Raw genomic sequence first — 14518 nt, 5'->3', positions numbered from 1 at the left:
TAGACACGATCAACCGCTACAGCCCATCAATACTCAGGTTTGATCTCCGCCATCAGGTCTTATGGGATGGCTGTGAATTAAGTTCTCAAAAAATGAATCTTAAAACTCTATCCGAATACATTCATGATATAGGAGAGTCTGTAAGAGAGCTTCGTTTTGACCGAAGGATGCGTCAGGCTGATCTGGCAAAGTTGTCAGACACTTCAGTAAACACCGTGAGACGATTGGAGCGGGGTGAGTCCATTTCGCTCATACATTTTCTTTCTATTCTATCCGCACTTGATGTCGATTTGAGTGTAGTGGCTCGTTGGATTCCTCAGCCGAAGGCCGAATCCTTGGAAGACTTTATGGAAAGTGACAAACCCCAACGGGTGCGTGTCCGATGACCCCGGCTCGAGTAGACATGCTCATTGTCCGTGCACGGGTCGATGGCGCGACGCATCGAATCGGTCGTATCGGTCGCAACCCCAGAACCGGAAAGATCGCTTTTGAGCCGTCACGAGATCTTAGCGATATCACGGCGCACACCTTGTCGCCTTTCCGCATTCCCGAAAAGTCGGGGGGAGTGCTGTCTGCCAAGCATCGTGACAATGCTGAGATGGAGGCTTTTGGTGGCTTGTTTGGCCTTTTTGCTGACAGTCTTCCAGATACATTTGGTATGGCGGTCTGCAGGCAGCGTTTGAAGGCTGCCGGATACGAAACCGGGGTCATGGAACTTTTGGCCTACCAAGGTTGTGGTGGGCGAGGCGCATTGAGCTTTGAGCCCGTTGTGGGGGATGAGATGAGTCGTGAGGTCGTCGATATTTCCGATGTTTACCGTGTTGCTCTGAGGGTAAATGATGAAGCTGTTGGCTCAAAATGAATAACGGATGGAACCCTGTAAGAAGAAATCGTAATATAGGCACCTCAAAGCAGGGGTATGGTCAAAATAATAAACTAAAAATACCTCAGCCATTAGACACGTTAAAAAGCTTCTATGAACGGTTTGAAGATCCAGAAATTACGAAGATCAATGTGCATGGAAAAGAGATTATTGTAATTGTTGAAAAATTGAATCCGAAATACTTTTACTCATGCAATTCGGAAGATATTCAAACAATATTGAATAATATCCCTTTAGAAGATTTGGATGGATTTGGAATAATAGTTTTCCGTCAACCAAAGAAAAAAGAAACTTATCTATCTCCTGTATGGGGACGATTAATCTATTCCTTTGAATTCAATAATGAGTTCCATCCCGCTATAATAATTGAAGCAACTCCAAGGTGGACAAAATATACATTCGAAAAGAAACAATCAGTTGAAAGAGCCCAAGAGTTTCAGTTCCTGCAGTCCGATGGTATGAAATTTAAAGAAGACAAAAGGGAATATGTTGCTGAAATCAACGAAGATACAATCCGAAATGTGCAACTTCACCGAACTTTATTGCATGAAATCGGGCATTATGTTCATTACCTAGAAGTAGTAGAAAGACCTGGAAATGAAGAAGAAGAATACGAGGAGTGGGAAAAGAGAAATGATTTGTATTTTAAGATTCCAACGTCTGAAAAAGAATCATTTGCAAATAATTATGCTGCAAAGATGAAATCAAACTTGTTAGAAAAAGAAGTCATACCCATAAAAAAGCCAACAATTCACAGCACCTAACTGCGATGTCTGGCGGCCTTGGATTGATGGATATCAAATTTGCAAAACAACCTTTAACTTAAAATCTGTCAGATTCACGCAGTAGGTGTGTTCTGGCGTTTTAGATTTGGAAGACGCAACCTCTTATGCCTTGGGTTCGGCAGGTGGCACGCCTCCGAAGGCATCGGTACAGCTTCTTGATGATGGTGCTATTGTGGTTGCACGCCGTCCCCAACAGAAAGCGAGTTCTTATATTGTGAAGCTCGATTGTACGGGTGAGTTTGGCGGTCGGATCGATCATGAAACGCGCATCGAAGCCGCTTGTATTGATGCCGCTAGGGATTGTGGAATCGATGTTCCAGCTTATCAAATTTTAGAGGTAGGCGATCGCTATCATCTCGCGCTCAAGAGATTTGACCGCACCAGCGACGGCGAACCGGTTCACTTTAATGCTTTTTGGGGCATTCGGCATGCCATGACGCGCGGAGAACTATCAACGTATGAGGAATGGATGCGGACTGCTCTGGCGCTTACACGTGATCAACGTGTAAGTACAGCCTGCTTTCGCCGCATCGCGTTCAACGCTTTGCTCGGTAATCAAGATGATCATCCAAAGCAGCATGGCTTTCTTTTTTCGGAAGGCAGGTGGGCCATGTCGCCCGCATATGACCTGACAATATCGCCCTCACCCTTAGGGCATGCCATGACCTTAGGTGGTGGTTCTCTCATAAGCGCTGCGGAGCTTATAGAGTTTAGCAAAAAATATCGGATCGCCCGGGCGAACGAGGTTATGGAACAGGTTCAAGACGTGATATCTGACCTGGACCTTTATCTAGCGAAGCATGATGCACCGTTGAAAAAAGAGCAGTAGGTGTGCGCTGCATTGTAACAGAGCCAATGGCCTCAAGTGGCCGAATCATTTCTCTGAAATCTGCCGTACAAAATCTGGCCCGAGGTCTTCGATCGCACGATAGCCCGCGGCCTGTCTCGGAACGTTCTGAGAAAACACTGAGGCCGTTGTTTCATCCAAGAATTCAAAGCCGACCAGGGCACGGCCTACGGTCTCACCAGAATACGCATATTTAAAGAAGCAGATGTTTGCTTCGCCTTGATGGGTGCTGAGAAAATCGCTCAGAGCTCCGGGCCGTTCGTGGAACTCGAGTTTGAAAAAGCGCATCACTTTGGATGGGTCCGGCTTGAATGGGATGATTCCGAATTCGATGTCCGGTCCATATTCAATCTCTTCAATAGCATTTTCCCGGCATTGAATTTCCTCAGCGAATTGTTCGAAGCCCGCACTGGGTCCTTTTAGTCCCACTATGGGGGCTGCTTCCCGTGGCGTGCGACCATAGCGAAAGTCTACAACATTGAGTGATGCTGGGATCGTATGTAAGACCGAAAGGAGGGTTCCGGGGTGATCGTCGATGTGAAAGCGGAAATAGCGCTGTGCGTGACTGCCTACATCTGCTGTGGCGGCGATCCGGGTAAGCATCGATAAATCCATGTTGGCTCCACAAAGGATGCACAGTGTTTTGCCCGGTTTTTCGGCGGCACCGTCGCGTAGAGCTCCTGCCAGACCCAGGGCTCCTGAGGGTTCCGGAATCACCCGCATGGTCTCCCAATAGCGTTTGATCGCCGCAGAGACTTCGGCATTTGAGACAGTTACGAAGCGATCGATTAGTTTTTGACAGTAGCCAAACGTCTGGTCTCCGGCACGTCTGACAGCAGTGCCATCGCAAAAAACGTCGACATAATCGAGTGTAACCGGCTCGCCCGCCTGAACCGCAGCTTGCATGGATGCTTGGTCTTCGCCTTCGACACCGATGATTTCTATACCGGGGTAATACACCTTTAGCCAGCAGGCTACTCCAGCAGCCAGGCCACCGCCACCGACTTGGATGTAAGCACGATCAAAGGGTCCTTGCCCAGACATCACAACTTCGTCGGCGAGCGTGCCTTGGCCGGCCATCACGGTGAGATCGTCGTATGCGTGCACGAAGGTTTTCCCGGTTCTTTCTCCTCCCTCGATAGCGAAAGCCAGTGACTCGGAAAACGTATCGCCTTCGAGCCGGATATCCACCGCATCTCCCCCATGTTTTTGGACTGCTATTTGCTTCATCTGTAGTGTTGAGCGCGGCATATAGATGGTTGCCTGGGCACCCAGCATTTTTGCAGATAGAGCGACGCCTTGGGCATGGTTTCCCGCTGATGCGGTGATGACGCCCAGCGAGCGGTCCGCTTTATCGAGCGCAGCCATTTTGTTATACGCACCGCGCCACTTATACGCGTGTATCGGGGATACGTCCTCACGTTTGATCCAAATCTCGCCGATGCCTTCAATCTTCATTCGCTGCAGTGGCGTCGGCTGAGCCATTGCATAGACACGTTGCCGCGCTCTAAGGATCTCGTGGAATAGGGGATCTTCAGTGAGTGAGTGCATGGTCAATGTGTTCCGCTGATACCGGCATGGGTGCCTCTACATCGAGCACCGCGCGACACCCCATGATCTGCGATAAAAATTTTGGAGCTAAGCCGTTCGCCGGTCGGACACTGCGGATGTGTTCGGGAGTAATTATCTCCCCGGCTTTGATGGAATTTACCCAGTAGAGGGAGCGTCGGAAGGACTTATTCATTTCTTCCCTCGGGCAGGGATGCCATCTCTCATCTCCCAATGTGGCCTCCGTGACGCGAATGGCATCCACCATTTCTCTAAATTCTTGAGGCTCCATCGAAAAGGCGCTGTCTGGACCCGGGTCGCCACGACTGAGTGTAAAATGTTTTTCGATCACGGTAGCGCCGAGCGCTACAGCGGCTACAGCGGCAGCATGCCCCATCGAGTGATCGGACAATCCGATGCGGGTGCCAAATTCAGACTGGAGCTTTAACATACTCCTCAGGTTCATTTCTTCTGGGGATGCCGGATAGGCGCTGGTGCATTTGAGTAACGTGAGGTCCTCACAGCCAGCAGCGCGTGCCCAGATGACAGCTTCATCGATTTCATCTAGGGATGCCATGCCGGTGGACAGGATCATTGGCTTATTGGTCGCGGCACAGGCTTCGATCAAGGCGCGATCTACGATCTCTGGAGAGGCTATTTTATAAGCTGGCCAATCTAAGGATTCCAAAAACGCGACTGCACTGAGATCAAAGGGGCTGGAAAATAGGGGTGCACCCAGATCTGTGCAGAGTTTCATCAGCTCGGGTTGCCACTCCCAAGGCATGTGCGCTTCCTCATAGAGCTCATAGAGCCTGCGCCCATCCCAAAGGGTCCCCTGATCGATACGAAATTCTGGGCGATCTGAATCGAGGGTGATGGTATCTGCAGTATAGGTCTGAACCTTGATGGCATCCGCGCCGGCATCGATGGCAGCTTTGACCAAGTCAGCGGCGCGGGCATAGCTGTGGTTATGATTCGCCGACAGTTCAGCAATCACCGTCACCCGACTCGTCTCTTCGTGAAAAAGTTGCATCGTAAATCAAGTTAGTTGAGTATCCTCGTGTGTCAGCGTCATAAATCTCTAAAGATACCCTCGATTACCTTTCAAAGTGGGGCGTTGATAGCATCATGAGTCTTGAACGACCGCTTTTTATCGGGGTCTAGAATCTCTGTCGATCTGGACAGGTTGAATTACCCCTAGCTGAATAAATGGCAAAAAATGTAACAAGTTTGTGTCGAAGGGGCAGTTTGTGCATTCCATTAAATGACATGGTATCTTTGCTGCTTGAGTGGTTGTGATATGTCTCAACAGCTGTTTAGCAAATCACTCAGTTTTCATCGGAGCCAATTGTAAATGAGAATTGAAGATACATCCATAGACCTTCCTTCGCCTTTTACACAGCAGCCATTGCCACTTTGGCTACAGGTGCCTTCAACTCTTGCAAAGGAATTTACCTCATTAAGCCCAAAACTGGATCCTGAGAGCTTAACTGCACGCGCACAGAGGAAAACAGGGTTACAAGCTAATTTGTCCTCGCGCATTGGCACGGCTTTAGAAGTTCTTTGCCGATCGGTGCGAGATGAGGCAAATCTTCATTGGTTTGGTAGGGTTAATTTCGCAAATCTGCTCAATACTGGACTATCGCAACTATTGCTAATAAATGACCGGTTCGAAAGGCAACCGGAGTTGGATCAGCAACCACTCAATGCGCCGATTTTTGTGACGGGTATGCCTAGATCGGGGACTACTTTCCTTCATCGTTTGCTATCGTCGCCATCGAAGACCGCTGCGATGCCCCTATATCGACTTTTTTTTCCGAATGGAGGGAGATTTAGTAAGTTGAACGCCGAAGGGTTATTCTATGGATGGAAAGTATTGAGTAAGCGTTATGGAATGGACGCGATACACTACATACGACCGGGATTACCCGATGAGTGTAATTTTGGAATGCGTCTAGATATCCACTCATTGATTTATTGGGCGACCGGATCAACCTATAGCTACCTCAAGTGGTGTCTCGACCAAGACATGGATGAGAGCTATAAAACCTATCGCAGGGTGCTTCAACTACAGCAGATGCGTCATCCCGACAAGCGCTTAGTTCTAAAGTGTCCTCATCATCTTGCTTGGCTGCCGTCATTGGCTAAGGTTTTTCCTGAAGCGACTATAGTACAAACGCATCGGGAGCCGAAGGAAATTATTCCTAGTGAGTGTAAGCTAGTGACATCTTCGCAGGGAATGTCGACGGATCGCCTGGATTGGAAAGCGTCAGTAGATGCGAACAACCACAAATCGCAAACGTTTGCTTCCAGAGCTATTGAGTTTGCAAAGAAAAATACTTCAACGCGTGTTATTCACGTTCGGTATTCTCGGTTAATAAAAGATCCAGTAGCGCTGGCAAAAGAGATTTTTGATCAGATAAATCTTAATCTTAGCGAAGAAGAAATTGAGGAAGTGAGGGTCTTTTTTAGTTCAAATAAAAAGGATAAACGTGGGAGGAATAAATACAATCTTGAACAATATGGTTTGAGTGAGGATGCCCTTAATAAGGATTACTCGGAGTATAGAGAGCTGTTCTTAGATCCCGATGCACCTTTTTACGGAAACTGATTTTTCTAATTTAATGCCGCCGAGAATTAAATTATGAAAAAGTCAGCATTTGTTACAGGTTCAACAGGATTTCTTGGACTTAATCTTATAGACCAACTATTGAAATGTGGATGGAAGGTTTATGCTCTACACAGAAGCACCTCTGACCTGACTTATCTAAATAGGAAGGACGTGATTGGTGTTATTGGCGATGTTACTGATTTTGATTCGCTTGAAGCGGGTGTTCCTGAAGACATTGATATCGTATTTCATGCTGCAGCCAACACTGATTACTGGAAAAGAAAAAATAATATCCAGACCAAGGTTAATGTAAATGGCACTAAGAATATTGTTGATATCGTCCTAAAGAAAGGGATTTCGCGGCTAGTGTACACTTCCTCCATTACTGCATATGGCGAGCACCGTAGTGTCATTGACGAAGAGACTCCGTCAAATGCACTTGAATCTGTTGCAAACTATTTCGTCACCAAAAAACAGTCCGAGGATATAGTGCAAGAGGCGATTGATAAATTTGATCTAGACGCCGTCATACTTTGCCCCTCCCACATTTTGGGACCTTACGATTTCCGAAACTGGGTGAAGATCATTCACTTGGTTAACGAAAATAAGTTGCCGGGTATACCTTCTGGCAAAGGACCGTTTTCCCATGTGAGCGAGGTTGCACAGGCCCATATCATAGCAGCAGACAAAGCTCCAAAAGGTTCACGCTACGTTCTGGGCGGTCGATACCACAGTTTTCTAGAAGTTATCAATTCGATTCAGGAGAAACTAAAGCGGAACAAAAGCAAGGCTGCTACACTTCAATGGATTCTTCATCTGGGTGTTCATCTGCATGGATTTCTCGGTCTAATGAATCGTTCAAAGGAGCCCGAGCTTACGCGTGAAAAACTTATGCTAGTTTCATCCGATTTTCAGGTCGACGATTCTAAGGCCCAGCAGGAGCTAGGTTTCCGGCATATTCCAATAGATGAAATCCTCGATGATTGCATTTCTTGGTTAAAGAGTGAGGGGATGATTAGTCCTGTAGATTCGCTGGATGACATCCAGTCTAAAACTATTGGTTAAGTATATATTATCGAAAATTAAAATTATAATTGAATAATGAAAAATGCAGAGAGCTATAACCTATCCAATTTCTTTTATGGGGCGGGCGAAGATTTTTTTACACTGATAGGTAAATATAACGATTGGTATCAACAAGCGCGGCCGCTGGGCTATGACAGTTATAGTATCCCATTGACGACTGCGCCAAACTCAACTGTTAGAGTTAATCATCCTGAAACGCAAGAGGAGGCAGAGCTGATAAATTTATCCTCTTATAACTATCTTGGTTTAGCGACGAGAAAGGAGGTCGTCGATGCGGCTGCTGCGGGTCTATATGAGTATGGCTTTGGTGCATCCGGTTCGCCAATTTTGAGTGGGACCTATCAAATTTTTGAAGATTTTCAAAACGAGATTGCGCGATTTAAAAAGAAGGAGAAATGCTTGGTGTATCCAACCGGATATGGAGCCAATGTTGGTTTTATTTCGGCCCTGCTAAGACAGGGCGATCATGTGATCATGGATCAATATGCTCATGCTTCGATAGTAGATGGTGCCGTGTTATCGAAGGCGAAGCTGGCTTATTTTAGGCACAACGATCCAGAGAATCTTGAGAAGAAATTGGTTAAGCTTTCCCGGGTAGGTGGAAAAAAACTGGTCGTCTTCGAAGGCGTCTATTCAATGGATGGAGACTTCTGCGTTCTTGATGAAATCGTAAGGTTAGCAAAAAAATATGGAGCGAGCATCTTAATTGATGAGGCCCATTCGGCTTTTATCTTTGGTGAGAATGGGAGGGGCGTAGTAGAGATGTATGGCTTGGAAGACGAGATCGATTTTCACCTAGGCACTTTTTCAAAGTCTTTGGGTGGGATCGGAGGATATGTCTGTGCATCTAATAAGGCGATGGAATACGCCAGAGCCTACTCGCGTTCTCGCTTTTTTTCCTGCGCATTACCTCCGGCGGTGACGGCGGGTTTAAGGAAGAGTCTACAACTCTCGATCGATGAGCCTCATTTGCGCACAAAATTAAAAAAGAATTTCGCTCTCATGAAAGCGAAGCTTGCTGATTGGGGTATTGATACGAGTTCCTCTCAGACGCAGATCGTACCTGTGATTATCGGAGAGGAGTCTAAGACATTTAAAATTGCCAAAGAGATTCTTGATAAAGGCGTATTCGTATTACCTATCGTATTTCCAGCTGTTAGCGTGAACAAAGGGCGCCTCAGAATATCGATTTCAGCGACATTGGATGAAAGCCAAATAAGCTTTGCTGCTGAGACGATAGCGACCGCAATCAATAAATATAACTAGAATGAGTGAGTTAACCTATTATTATTTTAATAAGGCGATCGGTGGATATTTTGAATGCCCGACTGATGAGGTGAGGAAGTTTATCCCGTCCCATCTACAACCCGTTGAATTGCGGCCGGGTGTTGGCATCTTTGCGGTAATCTTGTTTGATTTTACAGAGTCTTCCGTCGGAGCTTACCACGAGGCAGTCACTTGCTTCATCGTTCAGCCGCACGTGCGTGATGGCGAGCCCATGCCACATTCAGCATTTTTTCCAATAACCGTCGCAACGAATACTGAAAATTCCAAAGACCATGCAAATGAGCGCTGGCACTTACCCGGTTGGATAGAGGTTGTAGACATAGACATCCAAGATTCTGGCGACGGTTTCCATGGAACGGTAAGTGACTCTGAAGGTAATGTGATCATAAGGCTCGTTACAAAGCGGAGTGCTGAACCATCAAATCCAGACCACCTATATCAGAGTTTCATGACTGAGAATAACGAACACTACAGAGTCTCAGTAACGGTCGAAGGCAGTACAATCGAGCATGAGGAGGGTGATGGTAATTTGGAGATGAGCCCTCATCCCTTCTTAAAGGGGATTGATCCTGATGAAATTGAGACCGAGCCATTTCGGGAGATTATCACCGAAAACGGACGGCAAGTCTTCGAGTCGTTGATTGATCTCTGATCTCTTTTTGCCTCACCCGCACTCTTTGTATAGGTCTATTTGGAAAATGTGAGATCAGAGAATGAAACACGGCCTCGGAATCTAACCACATGCTTTATTCTTTGGCTGGGCCGATAATTTGCTGAGGGTGGGGTATGGCTGAGAAAAAAATTCGTGTGGCGATCGTCGGAGCGGGCGTAGCTGGCAGTTTGCTGGCAAACGGCTTGATGCAAGATCCTCGGTATGAGGTATTTTGTTTTGAGAAGGTTACGAAAGGAGATCGTAGCCAGGCGGGAACGGGGCTCAATGTCGGTCCTAATGCCATAAAAACTTTGGAGAATTTCTTCCCTTCGGTTGCAGAGTCACTGCGTCAAGTGAGCATACCTTGGGAAACGTGGACAGTGAGTCACACCACGGGTGAGCCGATCATCTCTTTTCCGCTTACCGAGGTGGCGGATAATCCAGGTATCCGGCTTTTCTGGTCCGAGCTCTACCAGCAGATGCGCGCGCCCGTGATGGATAATATCATCTTTGCATCGGAGGTTTCTGAGGTGTGCTATACGAACGGCGGAGCTTCACAGCTCTTTGTAGACTACAAAGACGAGACTGGTGCGGCTCAGCGATTGGACTCGGTGGATTTGTTGGTGGCTGCGGACGGGCGCTATTCCTTAGTGCGGGACACGTTTTTCCCCAAGACGCCGTCGGTTCTCGCGGGATTGGGGATTTGTCGGGTTTTGGTCAAAGACTTTGGGCGAGATAATCCGGTGGGTGATTTTGGCCAATGGTTCAAGGGGCCAAACCGTATGCTGGGCTTCCGCCTCCCCGGTGGAGCGAGCTATGCGACGGCCACGTTCCCTATCGAACCGAGGACTGATTCTATTCCTGAGTCTCTAAAGAATCCACAGGCTATCCGCGAATTGTTCGTGCCGGATGATGGGTCGGCGCTCTGTCCGGAAGTGGACTATCTCGTAGCTGGAATGGAACACTGGTTCCACGAGGCCCACTGGGCTCGCTTCCAAGAATCACAGACTTTCTGGCACGATGAGCGTGGTCACGTCCTGCTGATCGGTGATGCCTCCCATGCTATGCTACCGACATTGGGGCAGGGAGCGACGCAAGCGATCGAGGACGCCTGTGTTGCCAGTGATGCGTTGAAACCATCGGGTGACATCACTCCAGAGCGCATTCCGGAATTACTCAAAGATGTCGCAGCCCGACGACACGATCGGGTCCGCTTTATCGCAGATTTTTCCGTGGAAGCTTCTGATACGCTCTACCCCGGCTGCGACCTAGTGGCGGCAACAAAACTCAAGGCCGAGCTACCGTTCCAGAATAAGCTTAGAGAGCTCTACAGGAATGTGCCTGAGCCGATAGCGCATAATAATTGACGATACATGAATTTTTGAGATTCTTACTTCATGGCGAAAAATAGCACGCACGTAGTTACTAATTTAAGAGGGGGCTGGAGCGTCCGAAGATCTGGTTCCGCCCGTGCAAGTAAGACATTTGGGACACAAAGAGAAGCGATTGATTACGCTCGCGGAACTGCTAGGAAATCTTCTGGTGAACTCTACATCCATGGTCGTGACGGTAGGATACGAGAGCGCAATTCTTACGGTGGAGATCCCTATCCCCCGAGAGGTTGATTTGTGTGCTTTAGCCGTAGTGTTTTTATCAATTGTCCGTTCGACAAAGACTATTGGATTCTTTTCAGACCGATGGTCTTCACGATTCTAAAACTTGGATGCATTCCTAGATATTCTCTTGAAAGAGCTGATAGCTCAGAAACGCGAATATTAAAGATAGTCGAATTGATATGAAAGTGTGGCTTTGGCATCCATGACCTATCGATATGTATCGCTAAAGAAAAAGGCGAGTTGTTCCGCCTCAATATGCCATTGGAACTGGGCCTCGATATGGGTGCAAAGTCGTATGGAGGAGAGTTGCTCAGGAAAAAGAAGATATTGATCTTGGAAGAAGAGAAGTATCGGTTTCAGGCGGCTATATCCGATTTATCGAATTCTGACATAAAGGCCCATTCTGGAAAACCAGACCAGATAGTAAGAGTGGTTAGAGATTGGTTGGTTCAGGAGGCCGGAGTCGAACCAAAGAGTCCAACAGAACTCTGGTATGCATATAATGATTGTCACGCTGACATACACGACTCGCTTCAGGCGGAAGGATACTCACAGGATGATATCGCCCATTTTCCTGAGCATGAATTTATTCAACGTATGACGAAGTGGGTACAGCGAACGCCGTAAAAGAATCCGACTAAAAATATACTGTCTTATTTCTGAGTCTCAGCCCAAAACCAGTTTTAGCCCCGCCTCCAAGACGTCTAGCTGATCGTCTCGGCCGACGCTGATGCGGAGGTAGTTTTGTCCAAAGTAGTTGCGGGGGCTGATTTTGACTTGGCTGCCGTAGAATAGGCCGTCGGCGAGGGCTTTGCTGTCTTGGATAACCGGAGCGAGGACGAAGCCGCCTTTCGATGGGATGGGGTTGAGGCCAAAGTTCGTCAGCATGTGTTCGACACGAGTGCGTGCTGTCTTGTTCTGGGTATAGACTTGTTGGATGTGGTTGGTATCCCCGAATGCAGCGATGGCGGCTTCGATTGAGATGCGTGATGCTCCGCAGCCAATGCCGGTTACATATTGGCTGCCGATTCCTTTGACCAGCTCAGGAGTCGATACAGCGTAACCGACTCGCATGCCGCCAAGGCCAAAACCCTTCGAAAATGTTCGGGTGATGACGACGGGGTGGTCTTTAGCAACAAGTGGGATCATGGAGAGGGCTTGGGCATCGCCTGCATAGTCTATGTAGGCTTCGTCGATGACGATGGGGCAGATCTTCGATACCTCCTTACAGAATGCTTTGAGCTCTTCTGGCTTGAGGAGCGTACCAGTCGGGTTCTCTGGATTGCAGATATAGACCATGCGCGTCTTGTCGCTCAGCTTGGATTTTAGGGCATCGAGGTCGACGGCATGGTGTGCGTTGAAGCGGGCGAAGTTGAGTGTTGCTCCGACTTTTTCTGCCATATGGCTGAGGATATGAAAGCTGGGATCTGATGAAATGATTTCGCCCCCTTGCAGCCCAAAAAAATAACCCGCTCCGTAGAGAATGTCTGCCGATCCCGCTCCAATGAGGACGTTTTCTGGTCTCAAACCATGGGCTCGAGCAATCGCTTTGGTAAGCCGGTCGCGGGGTTCGTCAGGGTATTCGTGAGGAAAATCCATGCTGCGTATCATCGCTTCTCTCACTTTGGGCGACGGGCCGAATTGATTTTCATTGATGCTCAGATTGATAAACGGGTGGGAGCTCTCTGGTTTCGAGACTAGGGCAGCGTGCACCCGGCTTTTTCCTAGAACTGCAGCGGAGCCAATTACTCCAGTAGAGAGTTGCAGCCAGCGGCGGCGTGATAGGTAAGGACGGTCTTGTGTGGGCATGCTAGATGTTGAGCATAAAGCATCCCAATGCGCTCTTGGATCAGGGCATTCTAAGTGAATCTGAATACTCGGAATATCGGCATTGTTTTTCGCAGAGGGTCATCTCTGCAAGTCCTGGAGGGCGGTACCTCTTCGCCGCCGAGAGAGTTTGAGTATCCTTTAAGGTATCAGATCGACGCCAAAGTGCTTCATTATGATGGCCGTGATTATGAACAGTAGAATGGTTACCAGGACACTTACTCCTAGAGAAGGCCAGAACGGTATGCCTTTGTGCAATAGCCCAGGCATCACTAAAAGCATGGGTAAGGTCGGGAGAGCATACCAGAAGGTATAGTAGGCATGATTGGCAATCTTTTCGGTCTCGGCTTTTTCGACCCAGAGCCATATCATGACCATAATGGTGACGAGGGGTAAGGAGGCGATCAGTGCGCCGATTTTGTCGAGGCGCTTGGCGATTTCTGAAACCAGCACGATGAGGAGAGCGGTGATCGCATATTTGGTGACCAGCATGACCATGTCTTTGGTTCAGGCGGTTTTCTGGAATTTGGCAATAAAGAACCCGTCGGTGAGTGGACCGGGCATGATGCGGAGGCAATGCTCGGTATCTGGGTGAAAGTCTCGGCCTTTCCATGAGTTCAGCGCGGGGTAGCTCGATGGGGGTGAGGGAATGTCAGTGGGAAGGAGTTGGAGGTCTGGGGATTTTTTTAGGAGATAGGAGACTACGTTTTCGTTCTCCTCGGGGGCTGATGTGCAGGTGGCGTAGACCAGAGTGCCCCCTGGTTTGAGGAGGCGGGCTGCATGAACTACGAGGCCTTTTTGCTTATGCACCATTTCTTTAATCTTCCGCTCACTCCAGTAGGCGTAGCTGTCGGGATCGTCGAATCGGATGCGCCCTTCTGAGGAGCAAGGAGCGTCGACCAAAATGCGACCAAAACCGTCAGCGTCCATGAAGCGCCGAGCATCTTTGCAGAGTGCTTGTGCGTGGGTGACTCTCATTAAATCCAAGACGGATCTCAGGCGGAAGTAGCGGTTACGCACGAGCTCGGTGGCGAATAACTCGCCGGTGTTTTCCATGCGTGCGCCGATGTGTGATGTTTTGCTGCCGGGCGCTGCACAGAGATCAAGCACCCGTTCTCCGGGTCGGGGATCAAGTGCCACGGTGGCGAGCATACTGGATAGTGACTGGATGTAAAACTGCCCTTCACGCGTTGGCTCCCAGTCGGTTACAGCGCGTTTCTCGATGCCCTGGAGTATACGTGCTTCCGAGCATGAGGGGTGGGAGAGCACCTCTACGCTCTGAGATTTCAAAAAGGTATCCACAGCCATCCCATAAGACCTGATGGCGGAGATCAAACCTGAGTATTGATGGGCTGTAGCGGTTGATCGTGTCTATT

16 protein-coding genes are annotated in these 14518 nt (G+C 48.4%); 11 read left to right on the top strand and 5 right to left on the bottom strand.

The window, feature by feature from the left end:
* Window positions 1–92 precede the first annotated feature (92 nt).
* The 4 genes from HRU10_13755 (at window position 93) to HRU10_13740 (ending at window position 2497) form a co-directional block, all read left to right on the top strand.
* On the top strand, window positions 93–386 hold the full coding sequence (locus HRU10_13755; protein NRA28295.1) for a helix-turn-helix domain-containing protein: 294 nt from the start codon (window positions 93–95) through the stop codon (window positions 384–386).
* Window positions 383–862, top strand: coding sequence for a HipA N-terminal domain-containing protein (locus HRU10_13750; GenBank protein ID NRA28294.1), 480 nt, complete (start codon window positions 383–385; stop codon window positions 860–862). Before HRU10_13755 ends, HRU10_13750 begins: the two co-directional genes overlap by 4 nt.
* Window positions 859–1647, top strand: coding sequence for a hypothetical protein (locus HRU10_13745; protein ID NRA28293.1), 789 nt, complete (start codon window positions 859–861; stop codon window positions 1645–1647). Before HRU10_13750 ends, HRU10_13745 begins: the two co-directional genes overlap by 4 nt.
* Window positions 1648–1753: 106 nt before the next feature.
* On the top strand, window positions 1754–2497 hold the full coding sequence (locus tag HRU10_13740; protein ID NRA28292.1) for a HipA domain-containing protein: 744 nt from the start codon (window positions 1754–1756) through the stop codon (window positions 2495–2497).
* Window positions 2498–2542: 45 nt separating this feature from the next.
* Here the strand turns inward: HRU10_13740 and HRU10_13735 are convergent, their stop codons facing one another.
* Together HRU10_13735 and pseI are read right to left on the bottom strand one after the other, a co-directional pair.
* Window positions 2543–4066 carry a pyridoxal-phosphate dependent enzyme gene (locus tag HRU10_13735; protein ID NRA28291.1) on the bottom strand — a complete coding sequence of 508 codons (1524 nt, stop codon included), beginning with the start codon at window positions 4064–4066 and terminating at the stop codon, window positions 2543–2545.
* Complete coding sequence (pseI, locus tag HRU10_13730) at window positions 4050–5096, bottom strand: pseudaminic acid synthase (protein NRA28290.1); 1047 nt, start codon at window positions 5094–5096, stop codon at window positions 4050–4052. The genes HRU10_13735 and pseI overlap by 17 nt, the downstream gene beginning before the upstream one ends.
* A gap of 321 nt (window positions 5097–5417) precedes the next feature.
* Here pseI and HRU10_13725 point away from each other — a divergent pair, with 321 nt between their 5' ends.
* From HRU10_13725 to HRU10_13695, 7 genes are all read left to right on the top strand, one after another.
* A complete protein-coding gene (locus HRU10_13725) occupies window positions 5418–6674 on the top strand; it encodes a sulfotransferase (GenBank protein ID NRA28289.1) in 1257 nt (418 codons plus the stop codon).
* 33 nt (window positions 6675–6707) lie between these two features.
* Window positions 6708–7739 carry an NAD-dependent epimerase/dehydratase family protein gene (locus HRU10_13720; GenBank protein ID NRA28288.1) on the top strand — a complete coding sequence of 344 codons (1032 nt, stop codon included), beginning with the start codon at window positions 6708–6710 and terminating at the stop codon, window positions 7737–7739.
* A 36-nt stretch (window positions 7740–7775) separates the two neighbouring features.
* Entirely contained in the window at window positions 7776–9026 is a 1251-nt protein-coding gene (locus tag HRU10_13715; protein ID NRA28287.1) for a pyridoxal phosphate-dependent aminotransferase family protein, read from the top strand.
* A 1-nt stretch (window position 9027) separates the two neighbouring features.
* A complete protein-coding gene (locus HRU10_13710) occupies window positions 9028–9699 on the top strand; it encodes a hypothetical protein (GenBank protein ID NRA28286.1) in 672 nt (223 codons plus the stop codon).
* A gap of 134 nt (window positions 9700–9833) precedes the next feature.
* Window positions 9834–11066, top strand: coding sequence for an FAD-dependent monooxygenase (locus tag HRU10_13705; GenBank protein ID NRA28285.1), 1233 nt, complete (start codon window positions 9834–9836; stop codon window positions 11064–11066).
* 30 nt (window positions 11067–11096) lie between these two features.
* The gene (locus tag HRU10_13700; protein NRA28284.1) at window positions 11097–11324 is read left to right on the top strand and encodes a DUF2188 domain-containing protein; all 228 of its coding nucleotides are present in this window, start codon (window positions 11097–11099) and stop codon (window positions 11322–11324) included.
* A 246-nt stretch (window positions 11325–11570) separates the two neighbouring features.
* Window positions 11571–11942, top strand: coding sequence for a hypothetical protein (locus tag HRU10_13695; GenBank protein NRA28283.1), 372 nt, complete (start codon window positions 11571–11573; stop codon window positions 11940–11942).
* 39 nt (window positions 11943–11981) lie between these two features.
* Here HRU10_13695 and HRU10_13690 read toward each other — a convergent pair whose 3' ends face one another.
* The 3 genes from HRU10_13690 to HRU10_13680 all read right to left on the bottom strand — a co-directional run bounded on the left by HRU10_13690 (window position 11982) and on the right by HRU10_13680 (window position 14450).
* A complete protein-coding gene (locus HRU10_13690) occupies window positions 11982–13124 on the bottom strand; it encodes a histidinol-phosphate aminotransferase family protein (protein ID NRA28282.1) in 1143 nt (380 codons plus the stop codon).
* Window positions 13125–13283: 159 nt separating this feature from the next.
* On the bottom strand, window positions 13284–13640 hold the full coding sequence (locus tag HRU10_13685) for a DUF3147 family protein (protein ID NRA28281.1): 357 nt from the start codon (window positions 13638–13640) through the stop codon (window positions 13284–13286).
* Window positions 13641–13649: 9 nt separating this feature from the next.
* A complete protein-coding gene (locus tag HRU10_13680; protein ID NRA28280.1) occupies window positions 13650–14450 on the bottom strand; it encodes an RsmB/NOP family class I SAM-dependent RNA methyltransferase in 801 nt (266 codons plus the stop codon).
* Window positions 14451–14518: the final 68 nt, after the last annotated feature.

Source organism: Opitutales bacterium, assembly GCA_013215165.1.
Lineage (GTDB): Bacteria > Verrucomicrobiota > Verrucomicrobiia > Opitutales > JABSRG01 > JABSRG01.
The sequence above is the reverse complement of the archived record's forward strand: the minus strand, read 5'-3'. Positions and strand labels throughout refer to the sequence as shown.

Bases quoted from the DNA above. Each gene is read 5' to 3' on its own strand.
- HRU10_13755 (NRA28295.1), top strand. From the start codon at position 93: ATGAATCTTAAAACTCTATCCGAATACATTCATGATATAGGAGAGTCT.
- HRU10_13750 (NRA28294.1), top strand. From the start codon at position 383: ATGACCCCGGCTCGAGTAGACATGCTCATTGTCCGTGCACGGGTCGAT.
- HRU10_13745 (NRA28293.1), top strand. From the start codon at position 859: ATGAATAACGGATGGAACCCTGTAAGAAGAAATCGTAATATAGGCACC.
- HRU10_13735 (NRA28291.1), bottom strand. From the start codon at position 4,066: ATGCACTCACTCACTGAAGATCCCCTATTCCACGAGATCCTTAGAGCG.
- pseI (NRA28290.1), bottom strand. From the start codon at position 5,096: ATGCAACTTTTTCACGAAGAGACGAGTCGGGTGACGGTGATTGCTGAA.
- HRU10_13725 (NRA28289.1), top strand. From the start codon at position 5,418: ATGAGAATTGAAGATACATCCATAGACCTTCCTTCGCCTTTTACACAG.
- HRU10_13720 (NRA28288.1), top strand. From the start codon at position 6,708: ATGAAAAAGTCAGCATTTGTTACAGGTTCAACAGGATTTCTTGGACTT.
- HRU10_13715 (NRA28287.1), top strand. From the start codon at position 7,776: ATGAAAAATGCAGAGAGCTATAACCTATCCAATTTCTTTTATGGGGCG.
- HRU10_13710 (NRA28286.1), top strand. From the start codon at position 9,028: ATGAGTGAGTTAACCTATTATTATTTTAATAAGGCGATCGGTGGATAT.
- HRU10_13705 (NRA28285.1), top strand. From the start codon at position 9,834: ATGGCTGAGAAAAAAATTCGTGTGGCGATCGTCGGAGCGGGCGTAGCT.
- HRU10_13700 (NRA28284.1), top strand. From the start codon at position 11,097: ATGGCGAAAAATAGCACGCACGTAGTTACTAATTTAAGAGGGGGCTGG.
- HRU10_13695 (NRA28283.1), top strand. From the start codon at position 11,571: ATGCCATTGGAACTGGGCCTCGATATGGGTGCAAAGTCGTATGGAGGA.
- HRU10_13690 (NRA28282.1), bottom strand. From the start codon at position 13,124: ATGCCCACACAAGACCGTCCTTACCTATCACGCCGCCGCTGGCTGCAA.
- HRU10_13685 (NRA28281.1), bottom strand. From the start codon at position 13,640: ATGGTCATGCTGGTCACCAAATATGCGATCACCGCTCTCCTCATCGTG.
- HRU10_13680 (NRA28280.1), bottom strand. From the start codon at position 14,450: ATGGCTGTGGATACCTTTTTGAAATCTCAGAGCGTAGAGGTGCTCTCC.